This window comes from Staphylococcus sp. SM3655 (genome assembly GCF_016917315.1).
GTDB lineage: Bacteria > Bacillota > Bacilli > Staphylococcales > Staphylococcaceae > Staphylococcus > Staphylococcus aureus.
Window position 1 is genome coordinate 549,373 of sequence record NZ_CP070305.1, and the last position, 20,513, is coordinate 569,885.

The 20,513-nt window shown below is 33.0% G+C and carries 18 protein-coding genes and 1 pseudogene; 2 read left to right on the forward strand and 17 right to left on the reverse strand.

Features of this window, described 5'->3' with window-relative positions; all coding sequences use genetic code 11:
• The first annotated feature begins 82 nt into the window (after nt 1-82).
• Nucleotides 83-466 (forward strand): YbaN family protein, encoded by a 384-nt coding sequence (locus JQN76_RS02725; protein ID WP_001236999.1) that lies wholly within the window; start codon nt 83-85, stop codon nt 464-466.
• Nucleotides 467-472: 6 nt separating this feature from the next.
• Complete coding sequence (isdI, locus tag JQN76_RS02730; protein WP_000480603.1) at nt 473-799, forward strand: staphylobilin-forming heme oxygenase IsdI; 327 nt, start codon at nt 473-475, stop codon at nt 797-799.
• A 64-nt stretch (nt 800-863) separates the two neighbouring features.
• Here isdI and cap8P read toward each other — a convergent pair whose 3' ends face one another.
• From cap8P to adhE, 17 genes and pseudogenes are all read right to left on the reverse strand, one after another.
• Nucleotides 864-2,009, reverse strand: a complete 1,146-nt coding sequence (cap8P, locus tag JQN76_RS02735; protein ID WP_000723455.1) for a type 8 capsular polysaccharide synthesis protein Cap8P — start codon at nt 2,007-2,009, stop codon at nt 864-866.
• 76 nt (nt 2,010-2,085) lie between these two features.
• A complete protein-coding gene (gene cap8O / locus JQN76_RS02740; protein ID WP_000779494.1) occupies nt 2,086-3,348 on the reverse strand; it encodes a type 8 capsular polysaccharide synthesis protein Cap8O in 1,263 nt (420 codons plus the stop codon).
• 53 nt (nt 3,349-3,401) lie between these two features.
• Nucleotides 3,402-4,289 (reverse strand): capsular polysaccharide type 5/8 biosynthesis epimerase CapN, encoded by an 888-nt coding sequence (gene capN / locus JQN76_RS02745; RefSeq protein ID WP_001230676.1) that lies wholly within the window; start codon nt 4,287-4,289, stop codon nt 3,402-3,404.
• Nucleotides 4,289-4,846 carry a type 8 capsular polysaccharide synthesis protein Cap8M gene (gene cap8M / locus JQN76_RS02750; protein ID WP_000825098.1) on the reverse strand — a complete coding sequence of 186 codons (558 nt, stop codon included), beginning with the start codon at nt 4,844-4,846 and terminating at the stop codon, nt 4,289-4,291. Before cap8M ends, capN begins: the two co-directional genes overlap by 1 nt.
• 10 nt (nt 4,847-4,856) lie before the next feature.
• A pseudogene (gene cap8L, locus JQN76_RS02755) lies at nt 4,857-6,049 on the reverse strand (type 8 capsular polysaccharide synthesis protein Cap8L).
• A complete protein-coding gene (locus JQN76_RS02760; protein WP_000239649.1) occupies nt 6,050-7,255 on the reverse strand; it encodes a hypothetical protein in 1,206 nt (401 codons plus the stop codon).
• Nucleotides 7,248-8,414, reverse strand: a complete 1,167-nt coding sequence (locus JQN76_RS02765; protein WP_001836626.1) for an O-antigen ligase family protein — start codon at nt 8,412-8,414, stop codon at nt 7,248-7,250. The genes JQN76_RS02760 and JQN76_RS02765 overlap by 8 nt, the downstream gene beginning before the upstream one ends.
• 13 nt (nt 8,415-8,427) lie before the next feature.
• Entirely contained in the window at nt 8,428-9,537 is a 1,110-nt protein-coding gene (locus JQN76_RS02770; protein WP_001221642.1) for a glycosyltransferase, read from the reverse strand.
• A gap of 4 nt (nt 9,538-9,541) precedes the next feature.
• Nucleotides 9,542-10,168, reverse strand: coding sequence for a CatB-related O-acetyltransferase (locus JQN76_RS02775; protein WP_001216898.1), 627 nt, complete (start codon nt 10,166-10,168; stop codon nt 9,542-9,544).
• 2 nt (nt 10,169-10,170) lie between these two features.
• Nucleotides 10,171-11,295, reverse strand: a complete 1,125-nt coding sequence (gene cap8G, locus JQN76_RS02780) for a type 8 capsular polysaccharide synthesis protein Cap8G (protein ID WP_000413171.1) — start codon at nt 11,293-11,295, stop codon at nt 10,171-10,173.
• A gap of 3 nt (nt 11,296-11,298) precedes the next feature.
• Entirely contained in the window at nt 11,299-12,408 is a 1,110-nt protein-coding gene (gene cap8F / locus JQN76_RS02785; RefSeq protein WP_001028282.1) for a type 8 capsular polysaccharide synthesis protein Cap8F, read from the reverse strand.
• A 12-nt stretch (nt 12,409-12,420) separates the two neighbouring features.
• The gene (gene cap8E, locus JQN76_RS02790; protein WP_000459066.1) at nt 12,421-13,449 is read right to left on the reverse strand and encodes a type 8 capsular polysaccharide synthesis protein Cap8E; all 1,029 of its coding nucleotides are present in this window, start codon (nt 13,447-13,449) and stop codon (nt 12,421-12,423) included.
• Nucleotides 13,439-15,262 carry a type 8 capsular polysaccharide synthesis protein Cap8D gene (gene cap8D, locus JQN76_RS02795; protein ID WP_000940793.1) on the reverse strand — a complete coding sequence of 608 codons (1,824 nt, stop codon included), beginning with the start codon at nt 15,260-15,262 and terminating at the stop codon, nt 13,439-13,441. The genes cap8E and cap8D overlap by 11 nt, the downstream gene beginning before the upstream one ends.
• Before the next feature lie 19 nt (nt 15,263-15,281).
• Nucleotides 15,282-16,046 (reverse strand): type 8 capsular polysaccharide synthesis protein Cap8C, encoded by a 765-nt coding sequence (cap8C, locus tag JQN76_RS02800; protein ID WP_000565294.1) that lies wholly within the window; start codon nt 16,044-16,046, stop codon nt 15,282-15,284.
• Between the two features lie 2 nt (nt 16,047-16,048).
• Nucleotides 16,049-16,735, reverse strand: coding sequence for a type 8 capsular polysaccharide synthesis protein Cap8B (cap8B, locus tag JQN76_RS02805; RefSeq protein WP_000037328.1), 687 nt, complete (start codon nt 16,733-16,735; stop codon nt 16,049-16,051).
• A gap of 15 nt (nt 16,736-16,750) precedes the next feature.
• A complete protein-coding gene (capA, locus tag JQN76_RS02810) occupies nt 16,751-17,419 on the reverse strand; it encodes a capsular polysaccharide type 5/8 biosynthesis protein CapA (RefSeq protein WP_000446299.1) in 669 nt (222 codons plus the stop codon).
• Nucleotides 17,420-17,763: 344 nt separating this feature from the next.
• Nucleotides 17,764-20,373, reverse strand: coding sequence for a bifunctional acetaldehyde-CoA/alcohol dehydrogenase (adhE, locus tag JQN76_RS02815; RefSeq protein ID WP_000955789.1), 2,610 nt, complete (start codon nt 20,371-20,373; stop codon nt 17,764-17,766).
• Between the last annotated feature and the right edge of the window lie 140 nt (nt 20,374-20,513).

Consider the following 20,513-nt stretch of genomic DNA (forward strand, 5'->3'; position numbering starts at 1 on the left):
TATCATACACATTATATTTAGCATGAGTTATATTACTAAAACAATATTACATGCGCATTAGTACTAGAATGGAGTTTTTTCAATGCGACTTATTTTAATCGTCATTGGCTTAATATTTACAGCGCTTGGTATTGCAGGTGCCGTATTACCTTTACTGCCAACGACCCCTTTTTTACTCGTAGCAGTTTTTTGTTTTGCTCGAAGTTCAGATCGCTTTTATAATTGGCTTATTAATCAAAAAATTTATAAAGAATATGTAGAAAACTTTTATTTACATCGAGGCTACACGCTACAACAGAAAATTAAAATTTTAATTAGCTTATACATTGTAATAGCTTTTTCAATTTATATGGTGGATGTTCTTGCAGTCCGTGTAGGATTAATCATAATGGTTATCATACAAACCGCTGTACTCTTTACATTTGTAAAAACATTACCCAAATCAAATCATAAAATAGAGGAGTGATTGCCCATGTTTATGGCAGAAAATAGATTACAATTACAAAAAGGCAGTGCGGAAGAAACGATTGAACGTTTTTACAATAGACAAGGTATTGAAACTATTGAAGGCTTCCAACAAATGTTTGTCACTAAAACATTAAATACCGAGGATACAGACGAAGTTAAAATCTTAACTATTTGGGAATCTGAAGATAGCTTTAATAATTGGTTGAATTCCGATGTATTTAAAGAAGCTCATAAAAATGTACGTTTAAAAAGTGATGACGATGGACAGCAAAGTCCAATATTATCAAATAAAGTATTTAAATATGATATTGGCTACCACTATCAAAAATAAACATATTAAAAACCCCTAGTCACCGCTGGTTGTCTAAACCAACTTCATGATTAGGGGTTTTTTATTATTTGTGACGTAAAGGTACGAATTCATCCGGCTTGTCTGAGCGCAATCCAAAATAATATTCTATTGCTTCACAAATACGTCGTGATGCTTGTCCATCACCATATGGGTTATTCGCTTGACTCATACGTTGATACGCTTCATCATCCTCAATCAATTGTTTCACATTTCGAACAATATTGTCATAATCTGTGCCAATTACTCTCGATGTTCCCGCCTCAACGCCTTCGGGACGCTCTGTATGATTCCTTAATACCAACACAGGTTTTCCAAATGTAGGAGCCTCCTCTTGAATACCACCAGAATCTGTCAGCACGAGGTACGATTGATTTGTAAAATTATGGAACTCAATCGCATCTAATGGCTCAATTAATTCAATCCGATTTCTCCCAGATAAATATTTTTCGGCAATCGCCCTTACCTTTGGATTACGATGCATTGGATAAATGAAGACAACATCTTTATATTCATCTGCCAAATCTCTTACTGCTTTAAAAATCTGATGCATCGGTTCCCCAATATTTTCACGACGATGCGCTGTTAGTAAAATAACTTTCTTGCCTTTATGTTTATTAATAATCGTTGAAACAAAATCATTTTGAACTGTTGTTGACAATGCGTCAATAACTGTATTTCCAGTAATTAAGATACGCTCTTTGTCTTTGTTTTCAAAAAGTAAATTTTTAGCTGCAATTACTGTTGGCGCAAAATTCAATTCAGCAATATTACTTACCATGACTCGATTTAACTCTTCAGGAAATGGTGAGTATTTCTGATGTGTTCGAAGTCCAGCTTCTACATGTCCGACCGGAATTTGATGATAAAATGCTGCCAAACTTCCTACAAAAGTCGTTGTAGTATCACCATGTACTAAAATCATATCCGGCTGTTCCTCATTAATGATGCTATCAAGTTTAGCAAGCGCATTCGCCGTAAGGCCCGCTAACGTTTGTTGATCTTGCATAATATTTAAATCATGATCAGCTTGAATATCAAATATACTTAACACACTATCTAACATATCTCTATGTTGTGCTGTAATCACAATGTTCGCTTCAAAGTTCCCATTATGATCAATTTCTTTTACTAATGGTGCCATTTTTATTGCTTCGGGTCTCGTACCGAAAATAACCATAATTTTTTTCATAACATTATCCTCTCTGAAGTTCAAACACATGACAGCTTATCTTTCCTTAATCATGTATGCCCTAGTTTGACACATTTTATTTGTCGATAAAATTAAATATATTGCCATAATTATAATACGATACATCTTCAAATGATGATTTCACAACATTTTTTGTATCAAAAATCACTTTATGCTTCATTTTATCAAAATGACTGTCCGATAAATTTTTAAATTCTGAGTGGTCACTTAAAATCAATACTAGCGATGCGTCTTTGACAGCATGTGACATATCATGTTCCACAAAATCTAATTCAACATGTGGATCATAAGCACATACTTCTATGTCTGGTTCTTGATTTAATAGCTCATAAATATCAAATGCTGGTGATTCTCTTATATCATCAACATCACCTTTATAAGTTAAACCAAAGACTGTGACTTTATTCCCGCTCAACGCTTTGATGATTTGCTTCGTTGTATCAACAACATAGGCCGGCATTGAATTATTAATTTCACGTCCAGTTTGAATTAACTTTGCATTTTCAGGGTCTTTAGCAATAATAAAGTACGGATCAACAGCTAAACAATGACCGCCTACACCTGGACCAGGTTGATGGATATTAACACGCGGATGTTTGTTTGCCATTTCAATCACATCTAATACATTAATATTTAAGTTGTTGCAAATTTTTGTTAATTCATTAGCTAAAGCAATGTTCACGTCTCTATATGTGTTTTCCATTAGCTTACTCATTTCAGCAGTACGTGCATCTGTTTCAATCATTTCTCCCTGAACAAATGTGCGATAGACACGTTTACCCGCTTCAATACAAGCTTTAGTCACACCGCCAATGATGCGATTGTTATGAACTAATTCTTCTAAAATTTTTCCTGGCAGTACACGTTCTGGACAATGCACTAAATAAATATCTTCACCTATTGTAAACCCTAAATTTTCAATGACTGGTTTTACAAAATCATCCATCGTTTTAGGCGCAATTGTCGACTCTACAATAATAGTATTCCCTTTTTTTAAAAATGGTAAAATACTATCTAATGCACGCATAACTAGCGAAATGTCACATGACCGGTACTGATCATCATTATTCGGCGTCGGAACGGCAATGATAAAAACATCAGATGCTTCTGGCGTTGTAGATACCTTCAATTTTCCCGATGACAGAACCTCTTCATAAATCTCTTGTAATCCAGGTTCTTCAATACTAATTTGACCACTTTGTAACTTATCAATCGTTTGCTGATTAATATCAACACCAAGCACATCGACGCCATGCTTTGCAAACATAATTGATGTTGGTAAACCAATATAACCTAAGCCAACTACTGTTAACTTCATACTATAACCTCCAAATAAAACGATTTGTATGTTGATTTTATTTAATAGATGACTTATGCCTTATCTTTGGTTGTCGTTTCATCCATGATGTCCGCAATAACAAGTGACATTTTTCCAGGAATAACTTCAAGTGCATTATTATTTTCATATAACGTATTGCTGTATATTAAATTGCCGAATAATTTTCTAAAGACCGACAACTTATTAAAATACTTATTTAGCATTGAAGGCATGTTGATCAATACCGTTTTACGATGTGATTGGCGACGTATTTCATACATTACTGACGATGTATCAAAGTAAAAACTATCTTGAGGATGGTACACACCTGTCACTTCTAATGATATTAATTGATCAATAAATGCTGTCAGATGTTTAATATATAATGCACTGCGCTGATTGTTAATATTGGGAATGATTGGCAGTCGCTTTGACAATTGCATTAACCGTTGGAAATTTCCTGGGCAATGTGCACCATAAATCATTGGTGGTCTCACAATTGCTACTTTAAACGAATCACTAATCAACTCTTGTAATGCTTGTTCAGCGAACTTTTTGGAAATACCATAGTTGGTCGTAGGGTTCATTGGTGTTTGTGTATCAATTTGATCTGATTTACCAACCTGACCTTCTTTTCCATAAACTGCCATAGTACTCATAAAAATAAATTGTTTAACGTCTTCAGCTTTAGCCTTTTGTGCCAATTGTTTCGTCAGCAACATATTCACTTGCATATAATCAGATAGCCTTGCTTGAGGTGAATTGTTGTGAACCAAAGCTGCTGTATGAATTAAAACATCATAATCTTTGAACGAGGTCGACTTCCATAATTGATTCCTAACATTAATTTGATCTACTTGATGTCCTTGTTCAATAAGCTTATCTTTTAAAGCATTACCGATATATCCATGTACGCCTGTAATTAAAATATTTTTTCTCATTAGTGATGCACACCTTCTGAAGTAACGATATTTTTAATTGTTTTATATATGATATACATATCAAGCATCATAGATTGATGTGTTAAGTAATAATGATCATACGCTACTTTTTGATCATCAGTGATATCATCTCTCCCCATCACTTGAGCTAGTCCTGTCACACCTGGTCTAATCGTATGCACGTTCGCTTTTGTACGTTTTTCGATTAATTCGTATTGATTATAAAGCGCTGGTCTAGGACCTACAATTGACATTTCTCCTTTTAAAACATTCAATAATTGTGGCAATTCATCAATAGAGGTCTTACGAATGACCTTCCCTGTCTTTGTTATATACGATGTTGAATCCATTAAATCAGTTGCAACATTAGGTGTGTCTATTTTCATTGATCTAAATTTATAAATATTAAACAATTCATTATTAATCGTCGGTCTTTTTTGTTTGAAAATGGCTGGTCCAGGTGATTCCATTTTAATTAGTAATGCTGTAATTAACAGAATCGGACTTAAAACTACTAAACCATATATTGAACTCACTACATCGAATAATCGCTTCATAATTATCTCCTCACTTCAACAGATTGTAATACTTCATAGTATTAATTTCTCTCGTATATTTATCTTTAAACAGTTGATGTGCGCGCTCACCCATCTCGTGCAATTCCTTACTCGAGTGAGTGTTGATGAAGTTATAAATGGCATGTGCATCGCCATTATCAATTTGGATACCCGCATCATATTGTTCAACATGTTGAACGATATCAGATTGCTTATCCATGATGAGTACCAACGCTTTCTTAGCTGCAAGATAGCCATAATTCTTGCTCGGCACGCCTAAACCGACGCCTTCTTTAATCAGCGATGCAATACATACATCCGCAATTTTTAATACGTCAGCATAGTCTGTACCTGTTAAAAACTCAAACATTTTAACATTTTCAATACGATGGTCTTCTATTGCCGTTTTGACATCTGCAAATTTCTTACCATGACCACAAAGTATTGTTAACGTTTGAGGCTGATCCTTATTTAATTTTAAAAATGAGATAAGTGTCTCCATATCCTGTAACTGCCCCATATTACCGCTATACAATAAAATTTTGTCGTATTGCTCACGGTAAGCTTTAAATGTGTCATTATAGATACGATTGTCTTGTAATTGACGCATGTCATACCAGTTAGGAATCACATGGATATTGTCAGCATTTTTAGAAATTTGATGATTTAGTAAGTAGTTTTTCATTTCCGTACCAAGGACAATGACATTTTCAGCATTCTTGTAGACATGTCTATTAATGTAACGCATCAGTTTATCAATCATGCTACCTGGACGTGTTGCACCTGTCTTAATCGCATTATCAGGTGCTATATCATACACCACAAAAGAATATTTTTTCTTAAGCAGTCTGTGCAGAACGTCTGGTATTAATGGCAAGATTGGTGGATTAGAGTAAACAAGAATCTGATCATATTTCAACATTTTAGGTATATTAATCACGAATTTTGAAAATAAACTAAAGAAATTGATGATCCTTCCAACCTTACTTTTGTTATTAAACCTCGAATACTTGAGACGTCGAATGCGAATACCACGATGCATCTCGGTTTTAGAAACCTGTTTATGATTACTATATTCATATGGCCATCGACATTAATGTGATTCGCAATTAAATCTTCCGCCAATTGAGTTGGTAACGTCGCAGAAGATACATATTCCGGATAAAAATACTGACATAAAATCAAAATCTTTTTTTCACTCATCTAATCGACGTCCTTTTTATTAATGAATTTAGACTTTAAACCTATAATATTTAAAATCACATACTTAATAATGTTGCTGAACAGCGTTGTCCAAAAGAATCCATTTAGACCAAACGCAATTGTCATTAAAATAGTTATGAATATAAATGTAATCGTGTGAAGCGTCATATAATTCGCTTGTAATGTTATTGATGCGTGTTTTGTATTTAAAGTTTGGATCATAATACTCACTGCATTGAATAAAACACCTATATTACCTAAAATAATAAACTTCGAATATAAACTTGAATCAATGTTATACAGTAAAGAGACAATAATTATTGTAATTGGATAACATATAATCATGACTAAACATAGGGCAGCTATAGCAAATAGATTAGTTTTCAAATATTGTTTCTTTATATTGTCGCTTTCATTTACAGAAATATATGAAAGTACTACATTATTAATCGGATACAGAAATGTAGCTAACATTTTCCCAATAAATGTTGAGAGAAATGATATAGTTACAGCTGTTCCACCTATAATTGGTAATAAGATTAATCTATCTAAGTAGAGATTCAAATTATTAAGGCTATTTGTACTCAGTAGCATCACATAATCTTTGACCACATTATTATCTTCACTTTGATACTCGCCTATAGTTAATCCCCGTAATTTAACCAATGTATATATCGTTGCAAACAATTCACTGGTAATAAAACAAACAATCCAGTTTTGGGTTAAATAATATAGAAATAGTCCTATCAGCAAACCTAAAAATTGAATAAGAGCAATATACAAAATCTGATTATATTTTAAAGTCATCCTAAAAAATACATTCAGATAAATCCTTAAACACATTAAAATATTAAGTAGAATTAAAAAGATAATATCGATGGTGTTCAAATTAAAAAAGTAAAGAAATACAATAATTAAAGCTATACTCTCAATCAGAATTGAAATTAAAAGTATCGACACAAATTTCCAGTAGTAATGATTGGATTTGTATAGATTCATATTAATCAATCGTATATTGTTAAGCGTATTGCCTAATACAACACTCGTGATTGTTATTATTGTATAAATCGTTAAAATAGAACCAAACGCTTCATTACCTACTCGTTGATTAATAATTGGATAAGCTAAAAATTGTAATCCTAAAGCTATAAGCAACGTACCAATTATTGTCTTTACGCTATCCATAATAAAAACTTTCTTAACCATGATGACGCCGTCCTTTTGTAATAAAATAGAACAACACAAACCAAAATTCACTTACAACTAAATAATTTGAACTAAACATTAATAATGTGATTGGATAGATTGCTATAAACATAACGAGTAAATCTATAGTGTTTGGATCATAGTTCCTAATCATTTTATAAATTAGTAGCAAAATGCAAATCATTATGATAAAAAACCCTAATAAGCCAAATGATAGAATCAACTCAATAATGATGTTATGTGGTATATTTCCGATTAGTTTATAATAGTTAAATGGCCCATAGCCTAATAACGGACTTTGTTGAATAAAGTAAATACCTTTTTCATAAATCGGTCCTCTTCCAGAAGTACCTTCTAAATTAAGTGTTCCACCTTGTAGATATGAAAATGTTCTAGTATTCGAACCTTTTGTAAAAAGAAAGTAAATCAATACACTAGATATGCTTAATGCAAAAATATACATAATGCTTTTTACTGCAATAGGTATTCCTCTTTTAAACGTAATAAGTATAAATGCAAATAAGCCGTAAAGAATTAATAAAATAGCACCTCCACGCCCTCCTGGTATAAACACAATAGGGATATCAATTATTGTAAATAGAACATATATCCACTTATGTTTCACTGAACCTTTCATAATGAAATAAATGCCTAATCCGGCAGTAAATGCTGAAAGGTACGAAGCGTTTTGATAGTTCATAAGTCCAAAATTGATATAGCTAGGTATCTCACCTGTAAGTTTTGGTATTAAAATTACAAAAATAAATGAAACAGAAAATATGAAAAATACTAATTTAAAAAATCTTTCTACCGTAGCCTTGTTTATATATTTAATATAAATACCACTAATTGCCGCTGGAACTGCCCATGTTAAAAAGAATAGAATATTATTTTTAGCTAGTTTCTCTTCCTTATCTGGTGAAAAATAATAAAAAGCTAGATAAAGCAAACATATAGCAATTAATAATATTAACCCTCGCGGAATTTCTTGCGTGACAATTATCTTATAAATAGCAAACACCGTGGTAATTAATGCTATACCAACCATGGTTGAGTAATACACCGGCTCTATAGGGAACCCTAATACTTCTTTAGTAAATGTAGAGATTACTATAAATATGTTCATGCTGATAATTGCACAAAGTACAAAAAATTTCATAGTTTACCTCTCTTTAAAATTTATATAATTCTACTAATCGTTCACTTTCTATTTGCCAATTCAAAATTTTAGACGCCTTAATTGCATTTTGACGTAAATGATTAAACAAATCGTGATTATCTCTTAATTTTCTAACCGCCTTTTCAATTTCTAACGGCGTAACTTCCTTTAGAACAATGCCAAATTTATATTTTTCATTGAGATAAATATGCTCTTTTACAGGCGATAAAATTACTGGTAAACCAGCATGTATACATTCAAAAATTTTATTAGATACTGTATATTCAAAATTAATAGATACAGGTTTCGTCAAGACAACACCAACATTACTTTCTGCTAACTTATCAACCAATTCTCTTACTTCAACTGGTTTATCCAACCTAATATTTTCCGAGTTATAACTAATCAGTTCTTTTATCACTTCTTCATGCGGACCAAACCCTCGAATTATGAATGAAGGAGCATTTTGTTTAAAAGCTGATGAAGCAATAATAAACTCTTCATATCCTCTGTCCATTACAATTTGACCTTGATATACGATTTCTTTAAAGTTTTCGATTTCTTTAAATTCTCTGCTATCATTTAAAATAGGTGCATTCGTAATAACATTCGCTTCCTTCTTATATCCTTTAGATTGATAATATTCTTTTGCTGCATGACTTACTGTTACGAAGGCATTAACACGATGTTTTACTATGTGTTTTTCTATACTTTCTACAAACTTTGAAATAAGTGGAACTTTATTAATAAAGGCATTTTTCGCATATATTTCATGCGCATCATAAACAATACTAGCTTTTTTATAATTGCTTAAATAGACCATTAATAATACGTCGAAATCATTTGCATGAATCACGTCAGGTTTAAAAGCTTTAATTTCTCGGATAACACCTGTTGCAAATCTTATACGCTTAATTAATTTAGAAAGAATATTTTTTGGATCTACCTTGCTACCTAACAAACGATAATTACAATCTAAATTTTCCAATCGCTTATTAGTAGCTTGTGAATTATTCATTCCAACAATTTTATAATCATTCGTAACGCCTTTAATTGTTTCTATTTGTTTAAGTACCCTTGGGTCTTGAACAATATTACTCGATACAATATTTAAAATTCTCATATCATTAAGTATCCTTTTTATTTAAATATTCAACCGAAAATCCTTTTAGTTTGTCAGGCGTTTTCTCCCACCACTTGCTTTCCAAAAGTTTTTCAATTGTTTTATTGTCAAATCGCTTCTTAATCACTTTTGCAGGAACCCCACCAACAACCTCATATGCTCCTACATTTTTAGTAACAACTGAGCCGGCTGCTATGACTGCACCAGTATTTATTGTTAATCCATCCATAATAATTACATTTGCACCAATCCACACATCATTTTTAATTGTTGTACGGCTTGGTTGGTCATTAAAGTCTATAAACTTTTGCTTTATGTTAAATGGATTATTATTAGAATAAAAAATCGGTGATGAGCTAAAAAAGTGTGTAGGATGTTTTCCTAACCCAATTTTTACATCCGAAGATATCGAACAATATCTTCCTACTTCTACATTATTAAAATCACTACCAAATCCAATATAACTGTATTCACCAATGTGAGAATTCCTGATTTTACACCATCTATCTATATAGTTATTGCCATCAAATTTTGAGTTTGTAATATACGCCAAGCGATGAATCTTAACATTCGATTCTTTAGAGGACTGGTTTTTCAGCAAACCAATTATCTTTTCAATCGCTATCCTCATCGTCATTTCCTCCAAGTATTTCGATTGATAATATCTTTATAGCTTTGAATAATTTTAACTACCTTTGTCGAAACGTTAGTGTCTTTATAATCAATAGCATCAATCATCGGTTCGTTATTGTTTTGCATCTCTCTTGCTAGTTCAACGGATTGGATTAGATTGTTATAGGTAATACCACCTACAATAACCGTACCTTTATCTAGTACTTCCGGTCTTTCTGTGGAAGTTCGAATAAGGACACCAGGGAACTTCAAAATAGACGACTCTTCTGACAATGTTCCACTATCTGATAGCACAACAAATGCATCTTTTTGCAATGCATTATAATCAAAGAAACCAAATGGCTTTAACTGTTTAACTAATGGATCAAATTCAAATTTACTTTCTTCAATTTTCTTCCAACTTCTTGGATGCGTTGAATAAATCACAGGCATTTTATACTTTTTGGCAATATCATTTATCGCATTCATTAATGATTTAAAATTCTTTTCATTATCGATATTCTCTTCTCTATGCGCAGATACTAAAATGTATTGTTGCGGTTCTAATCCTAGTTTATTTAAAACGTCACTGTGATTAATTTTATCTCGATGCGCTTCTATCACTTCTGTCATCGGTGATCCTGTCACAAAGATATTCGCTTTATTGAAGCCTTCATCTAATAAATAACGTCTGCTATGTTCCGTATAAGGTAGATTCACATCACTGACATGGTCTACAATTTTACGATTGATTTCTTCAGGTACATTCTGATCAAAGCATCTATTACCCGCTTCCATGTGGAAAACAGGAATCTTTAATCGTTTAGCAGATACTGCTGCTAAACAACTATTTGTATCACCAAGAATTAAAAGTGCATCTGGTTGTTCGCGTAATAAAACGTCATATGTCTTCGCAATAATATTCCCCATCGTTTCTCCAAGGTTACTTCCAACTGCCTCTAAGTAGTGGTCCGGTTGTCTTAATTCCAAATCATCAAAGAAAATTTGATTCAATGTATAATCATAATTTTGACCAGTGTGTACTAATATCTGATTAAAATATTGATCACATGCTTTAATCGTTGATGATAAACGAATGATTTCAGGCCTTGTACCAACTATTGTCATTAATTTCAGTTTTTCCATGCGCTATACCTCCAAGAAATACGTATCTGGCTGATTTGGATCAAACATTTCATTCACCCACATAATAGTTACCATATCTGTGTCGCCTAAATTTTCAATATTATGTGTGTATCCTACTGGTATGTCTACAACTTCTAATTTGTCGCCAGAAACATAATATTCAATGATTTCATCATCATTAACATGTCTAAAACGAATTACCCCTTTACCTGATACAACTAGAAATTTTTCGTTTTTAGTATGATGCCAGTGATTACCTTTAGTAATACCTGGCTTAGAAATATTTACAGAAACTTGACCACGATCCGGTGTTTTTATAAATTCTGTAAAAGAACCCCTATCATCCACATTCATAAGTAAGGGATAACTAAAGTCTGTACTAGGTAGATAGCTTAAATACGTACTATACAAATCTTTTTCAAATAAGTTATCTAATTTCGGCAATGTTCGATCGAGACGTGACTGTTTGAACTTGTATAATAAATCTACAATTTCTCCCAATGTCACTTTAAATACATTTGGTACTGTAGGTACACCATTTTCAATCGTTGGAGTTCCTTCAATAGCACGTTTTATTTCAGCGACGATATCATCCACGTAGTTTAGCGTCAGTTCAACATTCCGATCATTAACTTGAATCTCTTCGTTACGTGCAATTTTGTAACAAAATGTTGCAATCACTGAGTTATAATTTGGCTTACACCACTTACCGAATAAATTTGGCCATCGATAAATATAAACCGTATTGCCATACTCTTCGGCATACTCTCTTAATAGCTGTTCCCCTTGCAACTTACTCTCACCATAAGGATTATCTTGTGTTGCTTGTATTGAAGACGATAATAATATCGCCGGCTTTTTCGTATTTCTAGTTAATATATCAAGTACATGATCTAAATAACTCACGTTTCCTAAGCTGAATTCTTTGTCGTGTTCAGGTCGATTAACTCCCGCTAAATGCACGACAAAGTCTGCTTTCAACAACGCCGCCTCTAATTCTTCCTCTTTAGTTTGTCGATGTACTTCGAAAATATGATGATCTGTCGTTGATGTTAAATCTGCTTTCAAGTTTTTTCCTACAAAACCTTTTGCTCCTGTAATTACAATATTCAACGTCAATCTCTCCTATCTCATTGAAGCTTTATAATCATTCAATTCGTTTCTAACATATTCTAGTGTTAAAAGTTTTTCTTTTATCTCTTCCACCGTTAAAATATGTGTATTATCGGAGTTATATTCATAAGATTGCGTAATCTTTTCGTTACCGGTTTCAACATAATTACTATAATTTAAATCTCTGGAGTCTGCCGGCACTCTAAAATAATCACCCATATCTTCACATTGTGCGTATTCTTCTCTCGTCAACAATGTTTCTGCTTTTTTCTCTCCATGTCGCGTACCAATGATTTCAATTGCATTATCAGCTTCAAACAATTCTAATAATGCGGTCGCAAGATCCCCTACCGTTGAGCTTGGTGCTTTTTGAACCATAATATCTCCTGTCTCTGCATGCTTAAATGCATGAACAACTAGTTCTACCGCATCTTCTAAGCTCATTAAAAATCTTGTCATATCAGGATCTGTAATCGTTAAAGGTTCTCCAGCTTTGATTTTGTCGATAAACAAAGGTATTACTGATCCTCTTGAAGCCATCACATTACCGTATCTTGTACCACAAATCAGCGTTTGTTCACTACGAATATTTCTTGATTTGGCTACGAATACTTTTTCCATCATTGCTTTTGAAATACCCATAGCATTAATAGGATACGCTGCCTTATCTGTAGATAAACATATGACTTTTTTAACATTTTGATGAATAGCACTTTGTAAGACATTTTCTGTACCAATAACATTTGTCTTCACTGCCTCAACTGGAAAGAATTCACATGACGGCACTTGTTTTAAAGCTGCTGCATGGAATACGTAATCAACATCTCGCATTGCTGTTTCTACACTTTGACTATCACGCACATCACCAATGTAGAACTTTAATTTTGAATTATTATATTTTTTTCGAATGTCATCTTGTTTTTTCTCATCGCGTGAAAAAATACGAATTTCTTTAATATTAGAATCTAAAAACCGTTTCATAACAGCATTACCGAATGATCCTGTGCCCCCAGTAATTAATAAAATTTTGTCATCGAACATAATTATCTCCCTTTTTGCCATTGGCATAGTTAATAATTTTTTCTTTACTAAAGTCATTGACGATGTCTTGAATAATCGCTTCAACTTCATTACATTTCATATGTTGTACTTTGCCACGATATATTTTTTCAAATACTTGTTCAGGATGAACCTCATCTTTATTCATAAGCTCTTCAAACATTTTTTCGCCGGGTCTAATCCCTGTATAAGTAATGCGTATGTCGTCTTCTTTTTTACCACTTAGCTTAATTAAATTACGTGCCAAATCTACAATTTTCACTGGTTCTCCCATATCTAGCACAAATACTTCGCCACCTTCTGCTAATGCCCCTGCCTGCAAAACTAGTCTAGAAGCTTCAGGAATTGTCATAAAGTAACGTGTCATTTCAGGATGTGTCACAGTAACTGGCCCACCTTCTTCAATTTGACTTTTGAAAAGTGGAATCACAGATCCTCTCGATCCAAGTACATTACCAAATCTCACTGCAACAAAATTTGTTCGATGCGTTTCATCATTTAAACTTTGAATAATCATTTCTGCAATTCGCTTTGAAGCTCCCATGACATTAGGCGGATTAACGGCTTTATCCGTAGAAATCATAACGAATTTCTTTACCTCTGCATTTTTAGCAGCTTCAGCAGTATTTTTCGTACCTAAAATATTATTACGTACTGCTTCTTCAGGGTTCTCTTCCATTAACGGCACGTGCTTGTGTGCTGCTGCATGATAAACTGCGTATGGTTTATACGTTTCCATAATTTCAAACATACGCGCTCTATTTTGCACATCCGCTATAATAGGAACGATATCAACATTTTTTCCGAAGCGATTTCGCAATTCACGATTGATTAAATAAATACTGTTTTCACCATGGCCAAGTAGAATAATACGTTCTGGATAGAAATTACAAACTTGTCTACAAATTTCTGATCCTATTGAACCACCTGCACCCGTAACTAAAATAGTTTTATTCGTCAATTCATTTGATATCATATCCATATCTAATTCAACAGGATCTCTGCCTAGTAAATCTTCTACTTCAACTTTTTTAAGTTGGTTCACTTCTAACTCACCAGACATGACGTCTTCTATATTTGGCATTTTCAATAACTCAACGCCATCCATATGGCAAATATTATTAATTTCTTTCAAACGCTCTTGACCAATAGTTGGAATTGCAATGATGATTTTTTTAATCTTATATTTCCTCACTAGTTCTGGAATATCCGCAATTTTACCTTGGACTTTTACACCCTCAGTAATTGTGATATTGCGTTTATGTTCGTCATCATCGACTGCTAATACCGGTTCAAGTTTCATTTCGTCACTTTTCAACATTTGTCTAATCAGCATTGAACCTGCTTGACCAGCACCAACAACTAAAGTTGGCTTCTTATTAAATGACTTACCTCCAAGGTATTTCCGATAAATACGCCAAAATAACCTTGAGCCACCTATTAAAATCAAGTGCATCATCCAAGTAATTAAATACAATCTAAAAAACGGTCTATTGCCTGTAACAATTGTCACGACCACCATCGTAATAACGATAGATGTCGTCACAGCTTTAACAATTAAAATCAATTCACTCACACTGGCATATTCCCACGCTCGATGATACATATTAAAAATAAATGCTGAAATATGATGCGATATGAATAGTGATATAGCTGCCAATATTAATAATTTGACAGAATATGTTTTGAAATACGGTTCTAAAATGTAATAACTTACGAATACTGAAAATGTCACTATCAGTGAATCGATTAATGCTAGTATTAAAAGCCGCAATTTCACAGATAAATGTGCCATAAAACCCCTCATTTGCTGTTTATAACCCAAACCATCTTTTCTGTTTATAACCTTGTTGTGGCATTCGTTTAGGAATTTTTTTATCATCAACAACTAACTTCGCATTACTAATAAATCCGTTCATATCTTCATAATAATCACGTAATTTCTTATCATTAAATAAGTCTTTCATTAAGAACGGTCTGATTTCTGTGTTATGCGCATCTGAACCGATGAAATGTGTCAGATTGTTTTCAATCATTTGAATTGCTAATTTTCTAATTTTTTTACCGGAAATACCCGCTAATGACGCCGTTGTCACTTGACTTAAAGCACCTTTGTTAATTAAATCGTATAGTATGTCAAGGTTTTGACTTATTGCTTTATTCCGCTCTGGATGTGCAATAATCGGTACAAAGCCTTTACTCTGTAATTCGAAAAATAATTGATCAGTATAGTGTGGAACTTCATTTGATGGAAATTCTATTAGTAAATAGCGTGAATCATTAATACCGGTAATAACTTTTCGATCAATATCATTAAGAATTTGATCGGTAATTCTTATTTCCTGACCATAATAAAACTTTAGATTTAGTGCTTGTACTTCCTCTAAGCTTTCAATATGGTTTAAACATGATTTCACTTTTTCTATAGGTGTGGTATATCGAGGATGTAAGTGATGTGATGTTACAATGATTTCTGTAACACCTTGTGTTGTCGCTTGTTTTAAAAGATCCAGCATCTCTGTTTCATTTGTCGGACCGTCATCGATATTAGGCAATATATGGTTATGAATATCAATCATACTTATTCATCTCCATAATAGTGATAATAACTAGAAGATTTATCGACCTTTGTCTTGTTCAAAATGACACCTAGAATGTTACTGCCTGCTTTTTCCATAAGTGCTTTTGCTTTTTTAACTTCATTTTTATCATTTTTTTCACTATCAATTACTAACAGACTATCTTTAATAGCACGCGCATATAGTTGTGCATCAGTCACAGTATTAACTGGCGGTGTATCGACAATAATAATGTCGTAACGTTTATTAAACAGATCAACTAATTCTTTGAACCTTTCTGAAGCTATTAGTTCTGATGGGTTAGGAGGTACGGGACCAGCTGTTAGCAAATCTAAATTTTCAATTTCTGTCGACGTAATTGCTTCTGACATAGTCGTTCGACCAATGATTAAGCTTGATAGTCCATTATTATTTTGCTCATTAAAAATATAGTTTTGTGTTGGCTTACGCATATCGCCATCAATAACTAATGTCTTATAGCCTGCTTGTGCATAAGTAATCGCTACATTCGATACAACTGTACTTTTACCTGCACCAGGCTTTTCAGAAGTAACCAATAAGCGCTTTACTTCACCATTTGCTTTTGAAAACATGATGTTTGAACGTATACCTCGAAACTTTTCACTAATTGTTGATTTTGGTTTTTCATATACAAATAGTGTTGTTGTCGTATTTTCCTTTTTTGACATAAGTAGCAACCATCCTTAATTAAATTTTTGAATTGAACCCAATACAGGCAATCCTAATTCTTTCTCTACATCTTCTTCATCTTTAATTCGCTTATCGAAAATTACTTTGAAGAAGATATATATAAGCGCGACAACTAATCCTAAAAAGAATGCACCGATTAGATTCACTACAGTTTTTGGTGCGACTTTAACTGCTGTACCGTCTGCTTTAGATAAAATTGATACGTTATCCACACTCATAATCTTCGGAATTTGTTTACTTGTAACTTTAGCGAAGCTATTCGCAATTTTTTCCGAATCTTGTTTATGACCACTTTTAACTTGGATGTTGATAAGTTGCGTATTTTCTTGGTTTGTAATTGTCAACATACTCGACAATTTAGATGGTGAATACTTATCATTTAAGTCCTTTGACACCTCATCTAAAATTCTAGGACTTTTAACAATTTCTTTATACGTATTTACAAGTTGAATATTACTTTGAACCTCTTGTGCCATAAACTGAGGATTGTCACCCTTAGTTTGATTCACTAAGATTTGAGTATTAGCTTGATATTTAGGTGATAAGACGAAAAATGTAACAATAGCGCTAATAATTAAAAATAATAGCGGTAAAATAATTAAAATCTTCAAGTTTTTTTGTAATACTTCTTTAATTTTTGTTAATTCTAATGTACTTTCCATTATTTACCTCCCTTAAAAATTTTCATTAAAATTGGTATTATATATATAGTATTTACATATTACATATCGTTTAAACAATTAATTACTTTTAAACCGCATTATTTTCGCCTTTTTATTTATATGAAATTAAAAATAATTATACTCTAAAGTAGTAATAGTTTGTGAAATGAGTATCAATCTTAATATTTTCTTTATTTAAAAAAATGATTGTCTAGTTTGTATCTCTCTGTAGATTTGGCAATAAATAAAAGCCGATAACCGTATAATGATTATCGACTTAAAGTTTATGTGGCATTTTTTACTTTTGTAATTTCAGGTGAGTTATATGATTATTATCAGATAGATTATTGCTTATAATCATATGATGTTTGAATGATATCTTTGATTTCACTGATTAGTGCTTCTTTAGGATTAGCAGTTGTACATTGATCTTCAAATGCGAGCTCTGCCATTCTATCAATTGATTCATTTAATTCTTCTTCAGACACACCTTGTGATTTCAAATTCATTTCAATTCCGACTGATTGACCTAATTCGTAGACAGCTTTAGCTAATGATTCTACGAGTGCTTCTGTCGTATTACCTTTTAATCCTAAGAATTTGGCAATATCTGCATAATCTGTATCTGCTCTGAAGAACTCATATTTAGGGAATAATGCATGTTTTTGCGGGTCTTTGGCATTATAACGGATAATATGCGGTAGTAATATCGCATTCGCTCTACCATGCGGAATACCATATTCGCCACCAATTTTATGTGCAATTGAGTGTGCAATGCCTAAGAATGCATTTGCAAATGCCATACCAGCCAAAGTTGATGCGTTATGCATTTTCTCTCTTGAAACTTTATCACCCTTTTCAACAGATGATTTTAAATATTCGAACGTCAATTTAATCGCTTGTAGACTCAAACCTCTTGTGTAGTCTGAAGCCATTACAGATACATATGATTCCATTGCATGCGTTAGTACATCCATTCCTGTATCTGCTGTAACGCTTTTTGGCACACTCATCACAAATTGAGGGTCAATAATTGCAACATCAGGTGTTAAAGCAAAATCAGCCAACGGATATTTTACATTTGTTTCACTATCTGTGATAACTGCAAATGGTGTTACTTCTGAACCTGTACCTGATGTCGTAGGGATACAAATGAACGTCGCATTTTCAGGCATGCCTATTTTATAAGTACGTTTACCGATGTCTAGGAACTTTTGTTTAGCACCGAAGAATGATGTCTCAGGGTGTTCAAAGAACATCCACATTGCTTTTGCAGCATCCATCGCTGAACCACCACCAAGTGCAATGATTGTATCCGGTTGGAAATCAACCATCATTTCCAGACCTTTATATACTGTATTAGTTGATGGGTTCGGTTCGACTTCGCTAAATATTTTAATTTGAGGCTGTTCCGTTCTTTGTCTTAATACATTCTCAACTGTTTTTGTATAACCGAATTCTACCATACCAGGGTCACAGACAATCATCACTTTTTCAATCTTGTCCATTGTTGTTAGACTCATGATTGCATTTTCTTCAAAATAAATTTGAGCAGGCACCTTGAAAATTTGAGTATTATTACGTCGTTTAGCAATCGTTTTAATGTTTAATAAATCTGTCGCACTAACATTATGTGAAATTGAGTTTCTACCGTACGAACCACAACCTAATGTTAAAGACGGAATCAATTCGTTATACATATCACCAATACCTCCAACCGCTGATGGTGTATTTACAAGTACACGACAAGCTTTCATTCTTAGTCCAAAATCTTTTTGTAATGTTTCATCTTCTGTATGGATAACGGCTGTGTGTCCTAATCCACCAAAATGTAGTGTGTCTTCACAAATTTGAAATGCTTGTTTTGTAGATTGGGCTTTTACTAAGGCTAATACTGGAGATAATTTTTCACGAGATAACGGATAGTCTGAACCTACACCGCTAATTTCGGCTATGATAAGTTTTGTATTTTCGGGGACAGGTATACCTGCTAATTCAGCTATTTCAACTGCAGATTTACCGACAATATCAGTCTTAATACCTGTTTTTTGTTCATTCATAATTGCATTTTCTAAGCGTTGTAATTCATCTTTTTTAACAAAGTATGCTTGATGTGCTTTAAATTCATTAGTAACATCTTTATAAATTTCTTTATCAATGACTACAACTTGTTCAGAAGCACAAATCATACCATTATCAAATGTTTTTGAACCAATGATATCATTTACTGCACGTTTAATGTGTGCTGTTTTTTCAATGTAAGACGGCACGTTACCTGGTCCCACACCTAATGCCGGTTTGCCAGTTGAATATGCAGATTTAACCATGCCGGAGCCACCAGTTGCTAGAACTAATGCAATACCTTTGTGATTCATTAATTGTTTTGTTGCTTCGATAGAAGGCACTTCAATCCATTGAATAATATCTTTAGGTGCACCTGCCTTCATTGCCGCTTCTAATACAACTTCTGCTGCACGCTTCGACGATTCTTGTGCACTTGGATGGAATGCAAAAATGATTGGATTTCCTGTCTTAATTGCAATCATCGCTTTAAAAATAGTTGTCGACGTAGGATTTGTTGTTGGCGTAACACCACAAATAACACCAATTGGTTCCGCTACATACGTTAATCCTTTTTCTTTATCTTCACCAATAATCCCTACTGTCTTATTGTCTTTTATTGAATTCCATATATATTCAGAAGCGTATAAATTTTTAATCGCTTTATCTTCGTATATACCTCTTCCAGTTTCTTCATGTGCTAATTTTGCTAGCACCATATGTTGATCAACAGCTGCTAAGCTCATTTGATGAACAATATGATCAATTTCTTCTTGTGACTTTTTAGATAATGCTTCTAATGCTTTTTTCCCTTTGTCAGCTAGAGCATCAATCATAATTGCCACTTCTTGTTCTTTCGATCCACGATTTTCTTTTTCAGGTATAGTTAACATATACAACCACTCCTTTATACTTTGTGAATTATTTCACAAACATTATAGTACATGTCTCTCAGGATATAAAGAAAATTCTATACAAAAAAGTTTAATTTCGAATATTATTTGAACAAATATCAAATTTTAAAATAAATGTT

Excerpts from the sequence above, each read along its gene's own strand:
- cap8C (WP_000565294.1), bottom strand. The coding sequence starts at position 16,046 with ATGATTGATATTCATAACCATATATTGCCTAATATCGATGACGGTCCG.
- JQN76_RS02725 (WP_001236999.1), top strand. The coding sequence starts at position 83 with ATGCGACTTATTTTAATCGTCATTGGCTTAATATTTACAGCGCTTGGT.
- JQN76_RS02775 (WP_001216898.1), bottom strand. The coding sequence starts at position 10,168 with ATGAGGATAGCGATTGAAAAGATAATTGGTTTGCTGAAAAACCAGTCC.
- isdI (WP_000480603.1), top strand. The coding sequence starts at position 473 with ATGTTTATGGCAGAAAATAGATTACAATTACAAAAAGGCAGTGCGGAA.
- capN (WP_001230676.1), bottom strand. The coding sequence starts at position 4,289 with ATGAGAAAAAATATTTTAATTACAGGCGTACATGGATATATCGGTAAT.
- cap8D (WP_000940793.1), bottom strand. The coding sequence starts at position 15,262 with ATGGCACATTTATCTGTGAAATTGCGGCTTTTAATACTAGCATTAATC.
- adhE (WP_000955789.1), bottom strand. The coding sequence starts at position 20,373 with ATGTTAACTATACCTGAAAAAGAAAATCGTGGATCGAAAGAACAAGAA.
- cap8P (WP_000723455.1), bottom strand. The coding sequence starts at position 2,009 with ATGAAAAAAATTATGGTTATTTTCGGTACGAGACCCGAAGCAATAAAA.
- JQN76_RS02760 (WP_000239649.1), bottom strand. The coding sequence starts at position 7,255 with ATGGTTAAGAAAGTTTTTATTATGGATAGCGTAAAGACAATAATTGGT.
- cap8B (WP_000037328.1), bottom strand. The coding sequence starts at position 16,735 with ATGTCAAAAAAGGAAAATACGACAACAACACTATTTGTATATGAAAAA.
- JQN76_RS02770 (WP_001221642.1), bottom strand. The coding sequence starts at position 9,537 with ATGAGAATTTTAAATATTGTATCGAGTAATATTGTTCAAGACCCAAGG.
- cap8O (WP_000779494.1), bottom strand. The coding sequence starts at position 3,348 with ATGAAGTTAACAGTAGTTGGCTTAGGTTATATTGGTTTACCAACATCA.
- cap8G (WP_000413171.1), bottom strand. The coding sequence starts at position 11,295 with ATGGAAAAACTGAAATTAATGACAATAGTTGGTACAAGGCCTGAAATC.
- cap8M (WP_000825098.1), bottom strand. The coding sequence starts at position 4,846 with ATGAAGCGATTATTCGATGTAGTGAGTTCAATATATGGTTTAGTAGTT.
- JQN76_RS02765 (WP_001836626.1), bottom strand. The coding sequence starts at position 8,414 with ATGAAATTTTTTGTACTTTGTGCAATTATCAGCATGAACATATTTATA.
- cap8E (WP_000459066.1), bottom strand. The coding sequence starts at position 13,449 with ATGTTCGATGACAAAATTTTATTAATTACTGGGGGCACAGGATCATTC.
- capA (WP_000446299.1), bottom strand. The coding sequence starts at position 17,419 with ATGGAAAGTACATTAGAATTAACAAAAATTAAAGAAGTATTACAAAAA.